The organism is Desulfovibrio sp. (assembly GCF_019424165.1).
Taxonomy (GTDB): Bacteria; Desulfobacterota; Desulfovibrionia; order Desulfovibrionales; family Desulfovibrionaceae; genus Desulfovibrio.
On sequence record NZ_JAHZAA010000003.1, the window covers coordinates 113,627 to 133,614 of the forward strand.

General features: G+C 59.5%; 17 protein-coding genes. 6 read left to right on the forward strand and 11 right to left on the reverse strand.

Going from position 1 to position 19,988, the window contains the following annotated elements; genetic code table 11:
- Positions 1-1,019 precede the first annotated feature (1,019 nt).
- The gene (gene dnaJ, locus QZ377_RS02530) at positions 1,020-2,126 is read right to left on the reverse strand and encodes a molecular chaperone DnaJ (RefSeq protein WP_291439235.1); all 1,107 of its coding nucleotides are present in this window, start codon (positions 2,124-2,126) and stop codon (positions 1,020-1,022) included.
- A 235-nt stretch (positions 2,127-2,361) separates the two neighbouring features.
- Positions 2,362-2,595 (reverse strand): DNA-directed RNA polymerase subunit omega, encoded by a 234-nt coding sequence (gene rpoZ, locus QZ377_RS02535; RefSeq protein WP_291439238.1) that lies wholly within the window; start codon positions 2,593-2,595, stop codon positions 2,362-2,364.
- A gap of 232 nt (positions 2,596-2,827) precedes the next feature.
- Between rpoZ and QZ377_RS02540 the strand changes: the two genes are divergently transcribed.
- The 5 genes from QZ377_RS02540 to QZ377_RS02560 all read left to right on the forward strand — a co-directional run bounded on the left by QZ377_RS02540 (position 2,828) and on the right by QZ377_RS02560 (position 8,013).
- Entirely contained in the window at positions 2,828-3,622 is a 795-nt protein-coding gene (locus tag QZ377_RS02540; protein WP_291439240.1) for a tRNA 2-thiocytidine biosynthesis TtcA family protein, read from the forward strand.
- A gap of 57 nt (positions 3,623-3,679) precedes the next feature.
- Positions 3,680-4,579 carry a M23 family metallopeptidase gene (locus QZ377_RS02545; RefSeq protein WP_291439242.1) on the forward strand — a complete coding sequence of 300 codons (900 nt, stop codon included), beginning with the start codon at positions 3,680-3,682 and terminating at the stop codon, positions 4,577-4,579.
- Positions 4,580-4,800: 221 nt separating this feature from the next.
- The gene (locus QZ377_RS02550) at positions 4,801-5,115 is read left to right on the forward strand and encodes a multidrug efflux SMR transporter (protein WP_291439243.1); all 315 of its coding nucleotides are present in this window, start codon (positions 4,801-4,803) and stop codon (positions 5,113-5,115) included.
- A 415-nt stretch (positions 5,116-5,530) separates the two neighbouring features.
- Entirely contained in the window at positions 5,531-6,736 is a 1,206-nt protein-coding gene (locus QZ377_RS02555) for a dicarboxylate/amino acid:cation symporter (protein ID WP_291439245.1), read from the forward strand.
- Entirely contained in the window at positions 6,733-8,013 is a 1,281-nt protein-coding gene (locus QZ377_RS02560; RefSeq protein ID WP_291439246.1) for an L-serine ammonia-lyase, iron-sulfur-dependent, subunit alpha, read from the forward strand. The genes QZ377_RS02555 and QZ377_RS02560 overlap by 4 nt, the downstream gene beginning before the upstream one ends.
- Before the next feature lie 295 nt (positions 8,014-8,308).
- On the opposite strand, the gene gatA is transcribed toward QZ377_RS02560, so the two are convergent.
- The 4 genes from gatA to dnaK form a co-directional block, all read right to left on the reverse strand.
- Positions 8,309-9,769: an Asp-tRNA(Asn)/Glu-tRNA(Gln) amidotransferase subunit GatA gene (gatA, locus tag QZ377_RS02565; RefSeq protein WP_291439247.1), complete on the reverse strand. Its 1,461-nt coding sequence runs from the start codon at positions 9,767-9,769 to the stop codon at positions 8,309-8,311.
- A gap of 224 nt (positions 9,770-9,993) precedes the next feature.
- Entirely contained in the window at positions 9,994-10,290 is a 297-nt protein-coding gene (gatC, locus tag QZ377_RS02570; protein WP_291439249.1) for an Asp-tRNA(Asn)/Glu-tRNA(Gln) amidotransferase subunit GatC, read from the reverse strand.
- Positions 10,291-10,520: 230 nt separating this feature from the next.
- On the reverse strand, positions 10,521-11,879 hold the full coding sequence (locus QZ377_RS02575; protein ID WP_291439252.1) for an ABC transporter substrate-binding protein: 1,359 nt from the start codon (positions 11,877-11,879) through the stop codon (positions 10,521-10,523).
- A gap of 265 nt (positions 11,880-12,144) precedes the next feature.
- Positions 12,145-14,061: a molecular chaperone DnaK gene (gene dnaK / locus QZ377_RS02580; RefSeq protein ID WP_291439253.1), complete on the reverse strand. Its 1,917-nt coding sequence runs from the start codon at positions 14,059-14,061 to the stop codon at positions 12,145-12,147.
- 305 nt (positions 14,062-14,366) lie between these two features.
- On the opposite strand from dnaK, the gene QZ377_RS02585 reads away from it, so the two are divergent.
- Positions 14,367-15,206: a C-GCAxxG-C-C family protein gene (locus QZ377_RS02585; protein WP_291439255.1), complete on the forward strand. Its 840-nt coding sequence runs from the start codon at positions 14,367-14,369 to the stop codon at positions 15,204-15,206.
- 303 nt (positions 15,207-15,509) lie between these two features.
- On the opposite strand, the gene QZ377_RS02590 is transcribed toward QZ377_RS02585, so the two are convergent.
- The 5 genes from QZ377_RS02590 to QZ377_RS12620 all read right to left on the reverse strand — a co-directional run bounded on the left by QZ377_RS02590 (position 15,510) and on the right by QZ377_RS12620 (position 19,980).
- Positions 15,510-17,093, reverse strand: a complete 1,584-nt coding sequence (locus QZ377_RS02590; protein ID WP_291439257.1) for a methyl-accepting chemotaxis protein — start codon at positions 17,091-17,093, stop codon at positions 15,510-15,512.
- 570 nt (positions 17,094-17,663) lie between these two features.
- Positions 17,664-18,494, reverse strand: coding sequence for a ZIP family metal transporter (locus QZ377_RS02595; RefSeq protein ID WP_291439259.1), 831 nt, complete (start codon positions 18,492-18,494; stop codon positions 17,664-17,666).
- 101 nt (positions 18,495-18,595) lie between these two features.
- Positions 18,596-19,204: a recombination mediator RecR gene (recR, locus tag QZ377_RS02600; protein WP_291439261.1), complete on the reverse strand. Its 609-nt coding sequence runs from the start codon at positions 19,202-19,204 to the stop codon at positions 18,596-18,598.
- Positions 19,205-19,208: 4 nt separating this feature from the next.
- Complete coding sequence (locus tag QZ377_RS02605; protein WP_183719012.1) at positions 19,209-19,520, reverse strand: YbaB/EbfC family nucleoid-associated protein; 312 nt, start codon at positions 19,518-19,520, stop codon at positions 19,209-19,211.
- A 118-nt stretch (positions 19,521-19,638) separates the two neighbouring features.
- Positions 19,639-19,980, reverse strand: coding sequence for a DUF6485 family protein (locus QZ377_RS12620; RefSeq protein ID WP_365853913.1), 342 nt, complete (start codon positions 19,978-19,980; stop codon positions 19,639-19,641).
- Positions 19,981-19,988: the final 8 nt, after the last annotated feature.

Below are 19,988 nucleotides of genomic sequence, written 5' to 3' on the forward strand. Positions count from 1 at the left end.
ATGGAGAGTCTGTCCGCGAGTTGGCAGAAGAATAGCGTCTGTTTCCTGATCCCGGGTTGTGACCAAGGCTCCGCTGCCTCGCAGCGGAGCCTTTTTTGAAGCTGCCACATTGGCTGGAGAACTGTCGGCCTGTAGAAAAATGATCGACATCGGCAAACTGCCCGGCAGGAATGTTTTTTTGTGTTTTTAAAAGTAGTAGTAATTTAAAGTGGATATGTGCTGAAAGGCCGTGGCATAAATAAAACTTTCAGAAATGTGCAATTCTGTGAAAAATATAACTTGCCAAGGGCGGAGAGGTTTGCTAGCTTGAGCGCACAAACAGTCTTCACCGGCAGCTTTTTGTGCTGTCGGTATAGCTGTGCTGCATTGCTCCCACAAAAAGCGGAAGACCGGATTCAACCCCACCGGACTCCGCAGCGGCACGGCCATAAAGCCGCCAGGCGGCTTATGACAGGACAAGCGCTGGCTTCTGCCAGTGCAGAATATAGGCGGGCAAGCCCGCGCAACTGAGCCGGATTTGATGAGCGGGACCGCATTCCCGCGAGCGCCTGGGCGGCCTGCGCCGCTAGCGCCTTCAAAATACTGGCGCATCTGGACGGATCCCGGGACGGCATGGCCGGACCACAGGGGCGTACACTCCCGTACAGACTGCACAGTTCCGGCGAAGCTCAAGGTTCCTTGCAGACCCTGGGCGTCAACTGCTGGCTTGGATCAGACGCCAGAACCCCCGGTCAATTGTTGGCCGGGGGTTCTTGTTTTGTAAGGCGTTGTATTGCGTTCGGCGGCTTTTGTACGCCTGCCGTGCGGGCTTGCGCGGTCATATGCCGTCGGGGCGTCGCTTGCGCGGGTATGCTTCAGGGCATGCCCCGGAGTCGCTCCGGGAATTCTTCCGTCCACCGGTTGCGGCGGGCATTTTTATTCCGGGCATGTGCCAGAGGGCATATCCCTGTCGCGAAAACTTTTTCTTTGCCCCAGGTGAAAAATCGTTCTGGAGCGAAAGCCGCTGGCCTTGCGACGTGCTAGTCCAGCCCCATGGCCTTGCCGATTTTTTTGGCGGCCTTTTTAACTTTTTGTAGCGGGGTCTGTTCCCCTGCGGCTTCAAATTCGCGCAGCAGTTCTTCCTGCCGGGCCGAAAGGCGCGTGGGGGTGAGTACCTTGACCTCCACCAGCATGTCGCCGCGCTGCTTGCGGCCGGGGTAGGGCATGCCTTCGCCCGCCATGCGCAGCAGCGCGCCGCTTTGCACGCCCTTGGGAATGTCCAGAGGCATGGGGCCGTCCAGGCCTGGGATTTCCACCCTGTGCCCCAGGGCAGCCTGCACAAAGCTGATCTCCTGGGTAAAGATAAGGTCCTGGCCTTGGCGCTGCCAGCGTTTGTCCTGCTCTACAGTAATAACCACATACAGGTCACCGGGGGGGCCGCCGTGCACGCCGGGTTCGCCCTCGCCGCGCACCCGCAGGCGGGTTCCCGTGTCAACCCCGGCAGGCACGCGCACGACCAGTTCGCGGGTGTCGGTAACTATGCCCTCGCCCTTGCACTTGGGGCAGCGCTTGCTGATGACCCGCCCGGTGCCTTCGCAGGACGGGCAGGGCATGGCGATCTGGAAAAAGCCCTGCGAACGCCGCACCTGGCCGGAGCCGTTGCAATGGCGACAGGTCTCGGCCTTGCTGCCCGGGGCTGCGCCGCTGCCCTTGCAGTCGCCACAGGTGATGTGCTTGGGCAGGGAGAGAGTTATCTCATCACCGCGTGCGGCCTGGGAAAAAGTGATGGTGAGGTTGTAGCGCAGGTCTGATCCGGCCATGGGCCGTGGCCCACGGGCAGAAGAGAAACCAAACAGGTCGCCGAAAATGTCGCTGAAGTGGGCGAAGATGTCTTCGTTGCTGCCGAAGCCGCCGGCCCCGCCCTGTACTCCGGCATGGCCGAAGCGGTCGTAGCGGGCGCGTTTTTCCGCGTCACGCAGGATTTCGTAGGCTTCTGCCGCCTGCTTGAATTTTTGTTCGGCTTCCTGATCACCAGGGTTGTGGTCCGGGTGATACTTGAGGGCAAGCTTGCGGTAGGCCTTTTTGATCTCATCTTCACCAGCGCTGCGGCTGACGCCCAGCACCTCGTAGTAATCAAGCTCCATCATGGGTTCCGGTGGCTGCGTGCTTGTGCGCCTGGGTTGGAAGTTGTATTCGCAGGCGCGGCGGCCGCCTTATGGCAACCGCCGCGCGGAAATGTAGCGTTTTTTCCGGTCTGCATACGAGTCTGATGCCGTAAGGCAATGCCTTGTATCCGGCTTTCGGCAAAACGGCTTGCGCGCTGCGCGCGTTCCGCCTTGCTGGTTCCGTCACAGCCCGCCTTACCGCGCAGATTCCGACGAACTAGCCTTCGTTAGCGGCCGCGGCCTGCTCTGTAGGCGTGTAAAGCGCGTCGTCATCGGGCAGCACCTTGCCCGCGGCTATTTCACGCAGGGCGGTGACCACTTCCTTGTTGCGCGATTCCACAAGGGGTTCGTAGCCTTCGCGGTACTGATGCACACGTTTGATAGCCATCTGCACCAGCAGAAAGCGGTTATCCACGCGCTCCTGGCAATCTTCAACAGTAATACGGGCCATGCTGCCTCCGTAGTGTGAGCGGCCGGGGCCGCCAGTCTGTGGCGAAGTGCTTCGCCGCAGTTCGTTTTGGAATTAATACCGCCCGACCGTTTGTAAAGGGGCCGGGCGCGGAATACGCCTGATTGCAGGCTTTGCCTGCTGAAATAAGATATGATATAGGCCGCCTCTGTACCTGTCAAGAGTCGGAGAACGCGTCTGACAGTATAGCCTATTGTTAAGGAGAGTGCCAGCCATGAGCAGAGAAAAACGGTCTTTCGCGCAGGAAGTGTGCGTGAAAAGCGCGGGCAAGGCCATGCAGATGACAGGCATGCTCTGGCCCGGCTGTCGGGTGGGGGTTGCGGCCTCCGGCGGGGTAGACAGCTTTGTGTTGCTGAAAACGCTTAAAATACGCCAGGGAATCGTACCTTTTCGCTTTGAAATGATGGCCCTGCACCTTAACCCGGGTTTTGACGACCAGAGTCACGCGGCGCTTTTGCCCTGGCTGGCGAAGCACGGCATCCCAGCCCATGTTGAGGTTACAAGCCATGGGCCTGATGCCCATTCCGAAAAAAACCTGCGCCGCTCGGCCTGTTTTCGCTGTGCCTGGCTGCGCCGTAAAAGACTGTTCGAGCTTTGCGCGCAGTACGGGCTTACCCACCTTGCCCTTGGGCATAATGCCGAGGACCTGGTGGAAACGTTTTTCATGAACATCTGCCGCAACGGGCGCGTGGATGGCATGAGCATGAACGAACCGTTTTTTGACGGCAAGCTGCGGCTTATCCGCCCGCTCATGCTGGTGGAGAAAAAATACATACGTCAGGCAGCGCGGCAATGGGGCTTGCCCATATGGGCCAATGCCTGCCCTTCCGCCGGAAATACAGCCAGAAGCGGCATGGCCCAGACCCTTGAGCATCTCTATGCGGTCACAAAAGACGGCCGCCGTTGCGTGCTCAACGGCCTGACCCGCTGGCAACTGGACAAAAGCAGTGCGGCTGCGCGTGAGCGCGCGCAGGCCGACATGCAGGCAGGCGCGCGGAATGAAGGCTGAGGGCGTGGGCGCCAATCACATTGACAGGGCCGCCACAGCCCCCTAAAGTTGCTCCGCATGCTTTTCGGCAAATACCATATCGTCATATTCAAAGAAGGCCGTAGCGGCAGCCGCAATCTGCGGATGCGCGGCTGGTTCGGTTTTTCGGTCTGCGCGCTGGTGCTGGCCCTGGTGGTCTGCAATGTCTGGCTGCTCCAGGCGTGGCTTGAGTCGCGCCATCTTGACGATGACCTTGAGAACGCCCAGCGGGTGATCACCGAGCAGCGCCGCCAGCTTGTGAGCCTGGCCGAGCGCATATCCCAGGTGAGCCGCGACCTGCAACGCGTACAGGGTTTTGACTCCAAGCTGCGCATCATGATGAATATGGAAAAAGATCCCGCTGATGCAGGCGGGGGCCTTGATCTTGTGGGTGATTTTTCGCGCTCCTATCTGCCCTTGCACCGTCAGGAACTGGCCGCCCGTAAAATGCAGGATTTTCTTGAGCGCCTTTCGGAATCTGCCCGGCTTGAAGAAGTGCGGCAGCAGGATCTTCTATTGGCCCTGCGCGAAAATCGGGATGCGCTTTCTTCCATGCCGACCATCTGGCCCGTTGTGGGCTTTGTGTCTTCAAGCTTCGGCAGGCGCTCGTCGCCTTTTGGCGGGCGGGGGCAGTTCCACAAGGGGCTGGATATCACCAACCGCGTGGGAACGCCCATTGTGGCCCCGGCCCAGGGGCTGGTCATCCAGTCCGGCCACGACGGGGCCTACGGGCTGAGTATCGAAATCAATCACGGCGGCGGCATTATCACCAAGTACGGGCATATGCAGCGTTGCGCCGTGCCTGCGGGCGTGTGGGTCAAGCGCGGGCAGGTCATCGGCTATGTGGGCATGAGCGGAAGAACCACCGGGCCGCACCTGCATTACGAGGTGCGCCTCAACGGGGTTCCCGTCAATCCCATGCGCTATATTCTGGACTGATCCCCCCCGTACAGGCTTTTTGCGGGGCAGTCCTTTCCTGTGCAGGCAAGAGGTATTTGTCCGTACTGCCGCAGGCAGGTGAAAGCAGGTTTGCGCCGCAAAAAAGCTGTCCCGGCTGGACAGCAGGAGCGGCGCCCTTATATTCAAATACAGGGAGGACGACCTCCCCCCGTCAGGGGTATCTGATCCGGGACGACCCGGCTCTGAAAAAGGAGAGCCGAATGGCCTGGATTTTTCTGTTTTTTGCCGGTCTTCTTGAGGTTGTGTGGGCGTACACTATGAAGCTGTCCGCCGGATTCACCAAGCCCCTCCCTTCCGTACTCACCATTGTGGCCATGATTGCCAGCTTCGGTCTGCTGGCTGTAGCCATGAAAAGCCTGCCCCTGGGTACGGCCTACACCATCTGGACAGGCATCGGCGCTGTTGGGGCCTTTGTGCTCGGCATTCTGGTGCTGGGCGAGCCGGTAAGTGCCATGCGCGTGGGAGCGGCTGCCCTGATTGTGGCCGGCCTTGTGCTCATGAAGCTTTCTTCCTGAGGCCGGGCCACAGGGCGCAATGCCCGGTTCCGGACATCAGGGGGCTGTCTGACGTGTCCTGCTCCGCTTGCCGGGGATTCATCCTTTCCTGCCAGCTTGTTTTTTCTGCCGCCGTTGCGGGCAAAACAGCAGGGGGCAGTACGCCGGGCCAATGCCTGCCTCGGTTGCCTAATATCCCCCGCTGGAATATGGTCAATGTGTCTGTCTATGGAGCTAAGGACGTGCTGATAAACGCTCTTTTGCCCTTTGCCTGCGCCAGACCAGCCCCGTGCGAAATGCCTGCCTGGCATATGTTCGTTTCGTACGGTCGGCGCTTTTGGCGTCAGCGGGCAGGGGTTTACCGATCAGCATTTCCCCAACTTTGGAATACCGGGTTGCGGCATGGGTGCGCCCGAAAACAGAGAGGAGCAAGGTAATGGCCAAGATTGGTGATATGGCACTGGTGCTCAAACTGCTGGCCGGTCTGGTTGTGGGGGCCTTGCTTGGCTTTGTAGCCAATGAGAGCGTCATGAACGTGGTTGTGTCGGTGCGCCACATTCTGGGGCAGATCATTTTCTTTCTTGTGCCGCTGGTTATTGTGGGCTTTATTACTCCTGCCATCATCCGCCTGGGGCAGCAGGCCAGCAAAATTCTGGTAGCTGCCGTACTGCTGGCTTACGTGTCTTCTTTGGGGGCGGCGTTTTTTTCTACATTTGCAGGCTATCTGATTATCCCGCATCTCACGATTTCTTCTGCCACAGAAACGCTGCGCACATTGCCCCAGATGGTGTTTCAGCTTGATATTCCGCCGCTTTTCAGTGTTATGAGCGCCCTGACCCTGGCCCTGCTTTTTGGTCTGGGCGTGGCCCTGACACAATCGGAAACCATGAGCAAACTTTTTGCCGAACTGGAAAAGGTCGTCAGCTGGCTTATCAATAAGGTCATGATTCCCATTCTGCCTTTTTTTGTCGGCCTTTCGTTTATGGGGCTGGCCTATGAAGGCTCGCTCACCAGGCATCTGCCCGTATTTGTGTCCATGGTGGCCCTGGTCATCGTGGGGCAGTTTATCTGGCTTTCGGTTCTTTACGGCATTGGCGGCCTTGTTTCACGGCGGAATCCTTCGCAGGTTTTCCGGCACTATCTGCCCGCCTACCTCACGGCTGTGGGAACCATGTCCAGCGCGGCCACCCTGCCCGTGGCGCTGGAATGCGCCCGCCGCTCACCGGTGCTCAGCCGCACCATGGTGGAATTCATGATTCCTCTGGGGGCCACAGTGCATCTGTGCGGGTCTGTTCTGACCGAAACATTTTTTGTCATGACCATCAGCCTTATACTTTACGGGACCCTGCCCTCCGTAGGGACCATGATTCTTTTCTGCGTGCTGCTCGGTATTTTTGCTGTGGGGGCTCCCGGTGTTCCGGGCGGTACGGTTGTGGCTTCGCTTGGCATTGTTACGGGTGTTCTTGGCTTTGATGCCACGGGCGTTGCCCTGCTTATCGCCATCTTTGCCTTGCAGGACAGCTTCGGCACGGCCTGCAACGTAACCGGCGACGGGGCACTGGCCCTTATTCTTGAAGGTGTTTTCAACGACAACGGGCAATTGGGAGCGTTGCAGACACCGTCAATGACGGAGCATTCATGAATCAGCACTGGCAGTCATTTATAGATTTGCTGCATGAAGAAGTCGTGCCTGCACTCGGCTGCACAGAGCCTGTGGCAGTGGCCCTTACCGCCGCTCAGGCAGCGGAAACACTGGGCTTTACGCCGGAAAGGCTTGAAGTTGAGGTCAGCGCCAACCTGCTCAAGAACGGCATGGGCGTCATGGTTCCCGGTACGGGAAGCATGGGCCTGAGCATTGCCGCGGCAGCCGGTGCGCTTGGCGGACGCAGCAGCCTGGGGCTTGAGTGCCTGCGTCACATGGACGAGGCTCAGGTGGCGGCGGCCAAGGCCCTTGTGGAGGCCGGAAGCGTGGAGATGAAGCTGGCGGGCAATGACCTGCTGCTTTACTGCGCCGTGACGGCCCATGCACAGGGGCACAGCGCCAGAGCCGAACTTGTGGATAGCCATGCCAACATCACGCGGGTATGGCACGACGGTAAACTTGTGTTCGTCAAGGAAGAGCAGGGAGAGCGCGAAACCGGCCTGGATAGCCCCTGGCCCCTGACCCTGGCGGGCATTTATGACTTTGCCGTGGGCGCTCCCCTTGAGGACATATCATTTATTCTCGAAGCCGCGCGCATGAACCGCACCGTGGCCGAGGAAGGGCTGAAAAGCCAGTACGGCCTTGCTGTGGGCAAAAGCATGGATGAGCAGATCCGCCGGCGTATTCTGGCGGACGACATGGCCTCTTTTGCCGTCAAGCTCACTGCGGCCGCAGCCGATGCGCGCATGGCCGGCATCATGATGCCTGTCATGAGCAATTCCGGCAGCGGCAATCAGGGCATCACCTGCACCATGCCGGTGGTGGCCTGTGCCATCCGCTTGCAGATACGCGATGAAGCCCTGGCCCGTGCGCTTATCATGAGTCATCTTGCGTCCATCCACATCAAGCATCATCTGGGGCGGCTTTCCGCACATTGCGGGGCCATGGTGGCCGGTACGGCTTCGGGGTGCGGCATAGCCATGCTGCTCGGCGGCGGCCTCAGGGAAATGGAGATGACCGTGCGCAACATGGTGGGCAATATGGCCGGCATGATTTGCGATGGCGCAAAAAGTTCCTGCGCGCTCAAGGTCGCCTCGGCCGTGGGCGCGGGCATACAGGCCGCCATGCTTGCCATGAGCGGGTCCGCCGTGCCGGGCAATGAAGGTATTGTGGACGACGATATTGAGGTCTGCATCGCCAATCTGGGACGTCTGGGATCCACCGGCATGCGCGAGACCGACAAGGTCATTCTGGATATCATGCTGCACAAAAGCTGAAAATTTTGTAACGCAGACGATCCTGTTCAAAACAGGAAAAAGCGCCTTGACGCAGCCGACCGGGCAAAACACTGCGGCCTGAGTGTGCCGGGTGTGCAGGTTTTGCCACGATATACAACAAAGCGTACCCCGCTAGTGCGGAGTACGCTTTGTTGTTTGTGCTTTCTGCGTTACGGCAGGTTCATAAACTGTAGCCGTTTTCGGCAGTGGCGCTTGACTTGCCCGCCTTGCGGCGCGCGTAAGCACCGTTGTCTGCCGGGTACACGGCGTCTGCCGTGCCGGGCCGCCCTGCTTTTTACAGCGCGGGCATGCCGATGCCGGGCAGTGCCTGTTCCAGGCTGTGCCCAAGGGCCAGCACCTGCGTTTCTTCAAAGGGCTTGCCGATGATCTGCATGCCGACGGGCATGCCGCTTTCCGCTCCAAGGCCCACAGGCAGGGAGAGGCCCGGCAGACCGGCCAGATTCAGGGACAGGGTATAGGCGTCCATCAGGTAAATTTGCAAAGGATCAGCGGTGTTACCGCCCAGGTCGCGCGCGGTCACGGGCGATACGGGGGCCAGCAGGGCATCGCACTGGCCCAGAGCCGCGAGCAGTTCATCACGGATAAGACGGCGCACCTGAGCGGCCTTGCGGTAGTAGGCGTCGTAATAGCCGGATGACAGCACGTAGGCCCCCAGCATGATACGGCGTTTGACCTCCGGCCCGAAGCCTTCAGTACGGCTGTGCACATAGAGATCATCAAGGTTTTTGATATCTGCCGAGCGGTGGCCGAAGCGCACGCCGTCAAAGCGGGCCAGGTTTGAGCTGGCTTCGGCCATGGCGATAATATAGTAGGTGGCGATGGCCGCATCCGTGTGGGGCAGGCTCACTTCCACCAGTTCCGCGCCCTGATTTCTGGCGGTCTGTATGGCGGCTTCGCAGGCTGCCCGCACCTCGTCGCTCAGCCCCTGGCCGTAAAACTCCTTGGGAATGCCCAGGCGCGCGCCCTTGAGTGGCCGCGTGGCCAGAGCGGCGGCATAGTCTTCTGCCGGTCGCGGATCGCAGGTATTGTCGCGTGAATCATATCCGGCAATGGCCGTCAGCATGCGGGCGCAGTCTTCCACATTGCGGGTCAGGGGACCGACCTGATCGAGGGATGAGCCGTAGGCGATGACCCCGTAGCGCGAAACACGGCCATATGTGGGTTTGAGGCCCACGCAGCCGCAGAAGGACGCAGGCTGGCGTATGGAGCCGCCGGTGTCGGTTCCCAGAGAGGCAAAGCACTGCCCGGATGTTACCGATGCGGCCGAGCCGCCGCTGGAGCCGCCGGGAACCTTGCTGATGTCCCAGGGGTTACGCGTGGCCTTGAAGGCAGAATTTTCCGTGCTGGAGCCCATGGCGAATTCGTCCAGGTTGGTTTTACCCAAGATGACGGCCCCGGCTTCGTGCAGCTTTTGTACGGCAAAGGCATCGTAGAAAGGCGTATAGCCTTCAAGCATGCGCGAACCGGCCGTGGTAGGCATGCCCTTGGTGGAAAAAGCGTCCTTGAGCGTCACTGGCACGCCCCACAGCGGCCGTGCGGCATCGGGGCCTTCGCTGTCCAGCGTGGCGGCACGGGCCAGTGCGTTTTCGGCATTCACGTAAAGCAGGGCGGCCAGGTGCGGCTCAGTGGCGGCGATACGGTCAAGGCAGGCCGTGGTGACATCCACAGCGCTCAGTTCTTTTTTTTGCAGGGCCTGGGCCACAGCCGTGAGAGAGAGGGAGCATATGTCGGTCATGGTATTCTCGAAAGTTCTGCTTGTAGTGTTGGCGTAAACGGAAACCTGCCCGCAGGATCTGCTTTGCACTGTTTTGCCTTCCGCTTGTGCCGCATTCGTGTATTACCGCGGCAAAAGGCCGAAAGCACCGGGGATGAAGGCGGCACCGCTGTGTACCTGGCTGTTGCGCGCTGAAAAGGGCGTTCTGAAAGCTTTGAAAGTAGATATTTCAAAGCGCGGCTGCCCTAGACAATACGCGGAACCATAAAATATTCGCCGTCTGCCTCGGGAGCATTTGCCAGCACATCCTGGCGGGTGCAGACATGGGCGGCCACGTCTTTGCGCGGGGCGGGCTGGTGCTGCGCAGGGCTGTACAGCGGTTCTACCTGGCTGGTGTCCACCTTGGCGAGCACGTCCATATAGCCGAGGATGTCGTCCAGTTGCCGGGCGAAAAGCGCCTGCTCTTCCTCATTGACGGTAAGGCGTGAGAGTTCGGCCATATGGGCCACTTCTTTCAAGCCGATGCCTTTGTTCTGTGCCATGTTGCGAGGTCCTTTGCCTTGTCCCGGAAGCGCCGGGGCGGCGCTTCCCGAAGGATGTTGTAAATTTTTCCGGCATGGCGCTGCCGGGGTTGCCGGAGCGGGTGCGCGCACTGCTGCCGTGCCGTTTGATGTGAACGTTTCTGCCGGAACAGGTTCCGGTAACACGCTGTTATCGTCTGCTCCCCGTGCTGCATGGCCGCGCGGGGAGCATTTTTTCAAGATCGGGTATCCTACAGGCGCGGCGGCAAGCTCAGCTTGTACGAGGGCCTGGGAGTCGTGCCGATGGGTTGCAGCGTGGGCTGCTGCCCGTCGCCCGGTGTAAGGGGGTTGCCCTGCGCATCCACGGGCGGCAGGCCCTGCATGCGCAGGGCGGACTGCTGCAGGATATTGCTGCGCGTCTGCCGGAATTCGTCCACATTGACGGGAACCATGCCCGTGGGGGACACGCCGAAGATAAAGAGTTTCTGGTGTGCCACGCCCGCGCTGTCCCAGGTGATGGGAGCCATGCCCCAGACCATGTGCGAAGCGCGCTGCGCGCGCGCGGTTATTTCCGGCGCAGTCAGGCGTGAGGTCAGGCCAAGGCTGACGCTGAAACGGGCAAAATCATACCCAAGGGCCGTCCAGAAGTCCGAACCTGATGACTGGAGGGCGCGGGGGGCGTGGGTGGGATTCCAGGCGGCAGGAAAGACCGCCAGAGCAAATTTTTCAGGAGAATTGACCATCTTGCCGTACAGGCCCTGTTCCCACAGGGTCGTGCCGAGCAGCACCAGGCGGTCTTCGCCGTTATACAGCAGGCTTGTGGTCAGCATGTCCATGCTTTTCCACGAATCCGGCACAAAAAGCGCTTCAAAGGCGGTTTGGGGAACGGGTGTACGGCTGCCTTCGGGGGTTTGGGCATTGATGAGCGGCGCTGCGGCCGAACTCCACGATGTGGGATCGGATGGATTATAGCTGGCCTTCTGGAGAGGCATGTTGCGTTTGTACAGGCTTTGCTCCAGCAGGCCGGTCATGCGCGCGCCGTAGGCATCGGTGGGGTAGAGGGCCCCGTAGCTGCGGATGTTCAGGCTGTCGGTGGCAAAGCCGACAAGGGCGTCAACCTGGTCTTGCGGGCCGGGAAAAAAGCGCCATGCATGCGTGCCTTCATCGCCCTGTTCCAGCGAGGGCAGAAAGGTGAAAAAAGCTTTCTTGTCCGTGGCGCCGGACTTGCGGGCCTGGGCGTAGCTGGACGCCTGCAGGGGGCCGCCCACCACCGCGCAGGCGGCGGGCAGGGCGTTGAGCTTCTGCAGCCAGTCCGGGGCTTCGGTATTGATTACTTCAAGACGCACGTTGACGCCATTGGCGGCCATTTCTTTCTGGGCAATCTGCGCGCCCTGGCGGATCTTGTTGCCGATGGGCGCATACTGCCCGGACGCAGGCAGGGCCAGAGCCACGCAGGCTTCCGGCTTGGGGCTTTGAACGGGCGCGGGTGCGGGGCGCTGGCCTCCGCCAAAAGGCATCTTGCAGGCACTGAGGCAGCCGAGCAGCATGAGCAGCAACAGGACAAGCATCATGCGCGCAAGGGGGTGGCGACACGTTATGGCTGTACGCACTATATCCTCCGGCAGGAGAGTTTCGGCACGGGCCGGATGGCCCCTTGCCCATAAAAAGCAAAAGGTCTGGCTCACAGGGAGCCAGACCTTTTTAGTACAGTGAAGGCATTGAGGCAAGTTCACCCGCATACAGGCAGTTAGGCGGCCTGCATCAGACAGAAAAGGCGGGTGGTTTGCTTCGGGAGCCGACCCCCCTGGCCCGCAACCGGCGAAGACTGTTGTGTCTGACGCGGTGTCGCGGCCATGCGGGGCTTGCCCTGTGCGCCTATTTTTTCACTTCGGTGTAGTCGGCGTCGACCACATCATCGGCCGCATTACCCTGGGGCTGTCCTTCTGCGGCGCCCGCATCGGCCTGCGCGCCAGCCGCGCCGGTCTGCTGGGCCTGCTGCTGGTAAAGCTGCTCGGCCAGCTTGTGAGAGGCCTTGGCCAGCTCGTCCGTGGCGGTCTTGATGGCAGCGGCGTCTTCGCCTTCCATCAGTTTGCGCAGGTCGGCCATCTTGGCTTCAATGTCGCTCTTGACGGTGGCATCAGCCTTGTCGCCCAAGTCGGCCAGAGACTTTTCAGTGCCGTAAATGAGGCTGTCGGCATGGTTGCGGGCCTCAATAAGCTCCTGCTTTTTCTTGTCATCGGTGGCGTGAGCTTCAGCTTCACGCACCAGCTTCTGGATGTCTTCTTCAGACAGGCCGGACGAAGCGGTGATCTTGATGGACTGTTCCTTGCCGGTACCCATATCCTTGGCGGACACGTTGACGATGCCGTTGGCGTCGATGTCAAAAGAGACTTCGATCTGCGGCACGCCGCGGGGCGCCGGGGGAATGCCCGCCAGGTCAAAGCGGGCCAGGGTCATGTTGTCCGCAGACATGGGCCGCTCGCCCTGGAGCACGTGGATGGACACCGAGGGCTGGTTGTCGGAAGCCGTGGTGAACACCTGGCTCTTGCGCGTGGGAATGGTGGTGTTGCGCTCGATAAGCTTGGTAAACACGCCACCCATGGTTTCAATGCCCAGGGAAAGCGGGGTCACGTCGAGCAGCAGCACGTCCTTCACGTCGCCGCTGAGGATGCCGCCCTGAATGGCAGCGCCCATGGCCACCACTTCGTCAGGGTTGACGGAGCGGTTGGGTTCCTTGCCGAAAAACTTGCCCACAACCTGCTGCACCAGGGGCATGCGGGTCATGCCGCCCACAAGGATGACTTCGTCGATCTGGTCGGCGGTCATGCCGGCGTCGGCCAGGGCCTTCTTGCACGGCTCGGTGGTGCTTTCCACAAGGTCGCCCACCAGCGATTCCAGCTTGGCGCGGCTGATCTTGACGAGCATGTGCTTGGGACCGTTCTGGTCAGCGGTGATAAAGGGCAGATTGACCTCGGTTTCCATAGAGGTGGAAAGGTCTTTCTTGGCCTTTTCAGCGGCTTCTTTCAGGCGCTGCAGAGCCATACTGTCCTTGGACAGGTCAATGCCGTTTTCCTTTTTGAATTCTTCCACCAGGAAGTTGATGATGCGCTGGTCGAAGTCTTCACCGCCCAGGAACGTGTCGCCATTGGTGGCGCGCACTTCAACCACGTTATCGCCCACTTCAAGAATGGAGATATCAAACGTGCCGCCGCCAAGGTCGAAGACGGCGATTTTTTCGTTGGCCTTTTTATCCGCGCCATAGGCCAGCGAAGCGGCCGTAGGCTCGTTGATGATGCGCTTGACTTCAAGGCCGGCGATGCGGCCCGCGTCCTTGGTGGCCTGGCGCTGGGCGTCGTTGAAGTAGGCCGGCACGGTAATGACGGCTTCAGTGACGGTTTCGCCCAGATAGGCTTCAGCATCGGCCTTGAGTTTGGCCAGTATCATGGCCGAAATTTCAGGCGCGCTGTAGGTGCGGCCATCCACTTCAACGCCGGCGTCGCCGTTGGGAGCCTTTACGATGGCGTAAGGGCTGTGCTCTTTCCAGCGATCCACTTCAGGGCTGTCAAACTTGCGGCCCATGAGACGCTTGATGGCGAAAATGGTGCGCGTGGGGTTGGTCACGGCCTGACGCTTGGCGATCTCGCCTACCAGGCGTTCCTTGTCAGTAAAGGCCACCACGGAAGGGGTGGTACGCCCGCCTTCGGGGTTGGTAATGCATTTGGGGTCCTTGCCCTCCATGACATACACGCAGGAGTTGGTGGTACCCAGGTCAATACCGATAATCTTGGACATATGGTGATCCTCCTCGGGGAAAACTTGTCTTTATGCTTGGTCGCGCAGCGACCTGCCACGCTGTGCGTCTGCGGAGCGGCGCGCGCGTCAAATTCTGCGGACTGGCCTGCCAGCCGCCCCGTATATGTAAGTCCTTCTCGCAGGTCGTCCAGAGTCTGCCTGAAAAAAAACGACAAAAAAACTCTTTACAATGAAAAAAAATGTATTTCAGGGGTTTTTGAGATTGACCTTTCTTTCCCAAACTTGGTAGTGATTTTTTTAACTACACTGTGTCACGGCAGACACAGACTATCAGGAGGAGATAGATGAACATCGGCAGACGTGATCTTATCTGCGGCCTTGGTGGGCTTGCGGTGGGCGGAGCTATGCTCGGCCTTGGTGGTGTTGAGGCCAGAGCTGCGGGGCAGGCGCAGCCTGCATCGGGTCGTTTTGATCAGGCGGGCGGAGCCTTTGGCTGGAAGCCCCACAAGCTTGATCCCAAAGAATGCGCCCAGGTGGCTTATGACGGTTACTGGTATAAGGGTTTCGGCTGTGGTTTCGGCGCGTTTTACAGTATTGTCGGCCTGATGGGCGAAAAATACGGCGCGCCTTACAATCAGTTTCCCTTTGCCATGCTTGAGGCAAACAAGGGCGGTATTTCCGACTGGGGAACCATCTGCGGCGCGCTTTACGGCGCTGCGGCGACATTTTCGCTGTTCTGGGGCCGCAAGGAAGTGCACCCCATGGTCAACGAACTGTTCCGCTGGTACGAAGTGACCAAGCTGCCCATTTTCAATCCCGGCGATGCGGCCCAGGGCGTCAAGGGCGATCTGCCCATGAGCGCCTCTGATTCTGTGTTGTGCCATATTTCCGTGTCCAAGTGGTGTTATGAGAACAAGATCGAGGCTACCAGCAAGCAGCGCAGCGAGCGTTGCGGACGCCTTACTGCGGACGCGGCCTTCAAGGCTGCCGAAATCATCAATGCCAAGATCGATCAGGGCAAGGATTTCAAGAGCACCTTCCCCATGCAGGCGTCCGTCAGCAGTTGCGGCGAATGTCATATGACCAAGGGCAATGACGCCAACTGGGCCAAGGGCATCATGGACTGTACCCCCTGCCACAGTGGCACGGCGGCAACGCAGAACAAGTTTGTCAATCATCCCTAGATAATTGTGATATGATTCTTTATCCGGGCCGTTGCAATAGCGGTCCGGACGGTTTCAGGCGGCCCGCTTTTCTTGTGAAAAGGCAGGCCGCCTGATGCTTTCCATGATATTTTCGTGCCGGGCAGACGCGGTGGTATAAGAGTTCACAGGAAGGGAAAAGAATTTTTTATGCCGCTTTTGTTATAAATAGCTCAATGCCCTGTGCAGGCGCGGAAAAAGCCGCCGGATTGTGGTCCGGCGGCTTTTTTCGCGCCCGTCGTCAGGGCTGCGGTGCCTGCATGGGGTACGCGCTGTGCGCCAGCCCTACTGCTGTGTGTGGTCTTCCTTGCGTATGGCGTCAAGAATGCCTGTGACAACACTGACCTGACCGGCCATATCGTTGACCTGGCGCGCAGCCAGATCCATCGCTTCCGCAATGTGGGCGCTCAGGCTATTGACTTCGGCTATATGCCGGTTGATTTCTTCCGAGGCGGCGGACTGCTGCGTGGCAGCGGCGGCAATGGCAGAAACCCGCGAGCTGGAATCCCCGGCCAGAGCTGAAATCTGCTCAAGGGACTGACCGGACTCTTCGGCCATGTGGCTTACCTCGTCAATGGCGGACACGGTATTGTCAACCGTGGTGGCGCTTTTGCCCGTGCCGTCCTGAATGGCGGCAATGGCGGTTTCCACCTCCTGGGTGGCGCTCATGGTTTTTTCTGCCAGTTTGCGCACTTCGTCGGCCACCACGGCAAAACCGCGTCCGGCCTCGCCTGCGCGGGCGGCCTCAATGGCTGCGTTGAGGGCGAGCAGGTTGGTCTGATCCGCAATGTCACGGATAAGGGTGAGCACCGCGCCGATATCCTTGGCCTGTTTGTCAAGGCCACTCATGTCGCCCTTGAGGCCGCTGGACTGCTGCTGTACGCTCTGCATGCTCTGGATGGTGCGCAGCACAATGCCCGCACCTTCCTGCGCGTGTCCCTGCACGGACGTTGCGGCCTTGGCGGCGCCCTCGGCATTATGGGCCACCTCAAGCACGGTGGCGTTCATTTCATTCATGGCGGTGGCGGTTTCGGCCATGCGCCCGGCGGCAACGCCCGCCTTGTCACGCACATCGCCAAGTGAAGCATTGAGCGTATCGGCCGCATGCTGCAGGTGGGCCACCACGTCTTCAAGCTGTGTGACTGTGTGCACCCTTGCCTTGTGCGCGGCCTCGGCGGCCTGCTTTTCAAGCATGATCTTTTCAGTAATATCTTCGCCGATTTCTACATGCCCGATGGGCTTGCCTTCCGCGTCCCTCAGGTAGTCCAGCATGATCTGCATGGTCTTGCCGTTGGGCATGTGGTTGATGACTTTTTTATTGCCCAGGCGCAACTGCTCGATGCCGCATTCGGGGGTATTGCAGATATTGCCCTGTTTTTCCGAGCAATGTTTGCCAACCACATCGTTCTGACAGGTTTTATTCATGGTTTCGAGGGCATAGGTGTTGCAGAACGTCCAGATCATGTCGTTGTCCGTAACGGAAACCGACATGGGCAGGGTGTTCAGTATGCCCTCGTACCAATGGGCCTGGCTTTCCAGCTTGGCGACCATGATGCGCAATGACTCTGCCAGGTGTCCCAGGCAGTCGGTGCGGTACACGTCAAGCTTGGCCTCTTCATGCCCGGCGGAAATGGCTTCGGCATAGAGAACGCATTTGCGGATGGGTGCAAGCCTGTTATTGATGAATACCGCGCCAATGACGCCCAGGATCGCAATGCCCCCCGCGCCGAACAGCAGGGCTTTCCACATGGCGGCGGCGCTCAGGCCGTCGCCCAGAGCGAGCTTGAAACCGGTCAGCATGGCCGCGCAGGCCAGCACAAGGGCAATGATGAAAAATACAATGATGCGAAAGCTGAGGGTGAGATTCATAAGGGTTCTTCCTTAGATAGCCGCTCCCGAAGTCACAGGTGGCGGAAAATACGTTCAGGTGTACCCATGGCTGCGGTGCTGTGTCGCGTGGGATCTGGTCCGCGGCTCCAGACCGACTGTGTTTGTGTGTCCAATGGCCGGGGGTGGGCTGTTCCGGACGCCCCGTCAGTGCATACTGTGTGACATATTCGACCCCCCTGTGTATGAAGTGCGCCCAAAAGATGATTACGCTGCGCGCCATGAAGCGTTACATGTTTGTATAAAAATACGAGTTCTTTAGTAGTAAATAAAAAAAGCCATATCCGCAACCACCAATAGCCGTGCGATGAAATACATTTTCAATAAAATAACAAATCGCCTTGCTTATATCTTCGGATGATGTGGAAAAAAGCTTATGGCAGATGAAAAAAAGCGCAAAGAGTGAAATTGTTGTCTTTTTAAGACAAGCAATCCGGGCGCATATCATGCGGCCCATGCGAACAGGATCGAGCCGGGTTCCGCAGGGGAATCCGGCTCAGGCAGGGGCATGCAATAGCGTTGGTCAGTTTTTTGAAAAAAAGGGGGGGGCGGTCAGCCCAGCAGGGTGGTGAGCGCAATAACCAGGCAAACCCCGATAATACAGGAAAGAGAAGCGGCATTGCCATTGCCCGAGGCGTTGGCTTCGGGAATGACCTCTTCAAAGACCACATAGATCATGGCCCCGGCGGCAAAGGCCAGAGCCACAGGCAGAATGCCCGCGGTTACCCCTGCGGCCATGGCCCCCGGTATGGCCCCGATGGGGGCAGTCACGCCGGAGAGCACGCCATAAAAGAAAGATTTTTTTGCCGAATAGCCTTCGGCCCGCAAGGCGGTAGACACTACCATGCCTTCGGGCAGGTTTTGCAGCATGATGGACGCGGTAAGCACGAGGGCAGTGCTCATGCCGAGGCTTTCAATGCCTGTAGCCAGGCCGCTTTCAGCAGCGGCCGCCCCATAGCCTACCCCGATGGCCAGACCTTCGGGAATATGGTGCAGGGCCATGGCCGTAACAAGCAGAACGCTGCGCCGCCAGCGTGTCGAGATGCCCTCGGTGGTGTCCTGCACAAGGTGCAGGTGGGGCAGAACGCGGTCGAGCAGCAGCAGAAAGCCCGCGCCCAGCAGCAGGCCGGACACTACAGGGATGAAGCCCGTGCGTCCCATGTGAGAGGTCAGCTCCATGGCCGGTTGCAGCAGGCCGAAGAAGGACGCGCCCAGCATCATGCCCCCGGCTGCGCCCAGAAGACAGTCCATGGCTTTGCGTGAGAATTCCCGCCGGGTAAAGATGAATGCCGCGCCGAGACTGACGGAAAGCCATGACAACAGACCAGCCACAGTGGCTTGTGCCACCGGATGCTGAATGACGGAAGAAAAGGCCGGGTCCATCAGAACCTCCTGCAATGTGGGAAGATCTACTGTCTGAGTGTGGCGCGGTGAGCTGGCGGGCGATGAACTCTGAGAATGCGCATCCTCAAAGTTCATCTGCTCTAGAGATCCTGCCGGTACTGAAGCGACTGCCGCAGGGTTTCTTTATCCATATACTTGACTTCCGCGCCCAGGGGTATGCCTTGCGCCAGCCGCGAGATACGCACATGCGGAAAGCGTCCCGCCACCATGCGGCGGATGAACGTCGCGGTATTTTCCGCCTCCAGCGTGGCGCCGAGGGCCAGGATAAGTTCGGTTACTTCTCCCTCGTCCAGGCGGCGTACCAGCCGGTCGGTGTCGAGGCCTTCAGCGTCCATGCGTTCCAGGGGGGCCAGCAGGCCGCCGAGGATCATGTACTGGCCCCGGTAAAAGCCGCCTTCGTCCAGGGTAAGCATGCTGTCCCACTCGGTGACCAGGCAGAGCGTGTCGCGCGCGCGTTCGGCATCGGCACAGACCGGGCAGGGGTCTGTGGACGCAAGGCCGCCGCAACGCGAGCACAGGTGCAGATTGTCACGCAGGTCATGGATGCCGCGCCCCAGGCGGCGGGTTTCGGCTTCCGGCCATTTGAGCAGGGCCATGGCCGCGCGCATGGCGGATTTGGGGCCAAGGCCCGGCAGGCGCGCGAGCTGCTCCACCAGGGCCTTGAGCGGTTCGGGAATGCGTTTGTTCATGAACCTAGAAGAGGCCGGGCAGCTTGATGCCGCCGGAAATGTTGCTCATTTCGCGGTCCATTGTTTCACGGGCGATACGCCCCGCCTCATTGACGGCAGCCAGGATGAGGTCTTGCAGCATTTCCACATCGCCGCCTTCCAGTGCCTTGGGATCAATGGTGATCTTGCGCAGTTCCTGCTTGCCGGAAACTTCGGCCTTGACCATGCCGCCGCCGCTGGTGGCCTCGTAACTGTGGTCGCCCATTTCCTGCTGGAGCTTGGCGATCTTGTTCTGCATGACCTGGGCCTGGCGCAGGATGTCATTCATGTTGCGCATATGTTTCTCCTTGAATATTCAAATTGTTGCATCAGGATGAAAGATCTTTGTCTTTCCTTGCCGGGCCGTTGCGCGGGTTCTTTCGTCCGGCGGCCTTGCCGTGCCGCACGATCCGCCTTCAGCGGCAGGCGGTTCCGGAGCCGAGAACCTGTTTTGCAAAGTGTTCAAAGGAGTCTCCTTCCCTTGATTCCGCCCCTTCCAGCAAATCAAAAAAACAGTTGGGAACTTCTTTGAGCCTGAGATTTTTTTGTATGCACGGCGCACAGCCTTTGGCATGCCTGGTCGGATGCAGCGGACAGGCCGTGTTTTTACAGGAACAGAACGCGCTTGATGTGTTCACGGCAGGCCCCCTGAAGTCATGTGGCGCATGGTGCGGCGGAATATCCCCGAAAATGGCGTTTCCCGCAAGTGCTTTCAGAAAACCCCGCTGGGGCCGCCTTGCGCGGGCAACCTGGACCACCGGGCAGT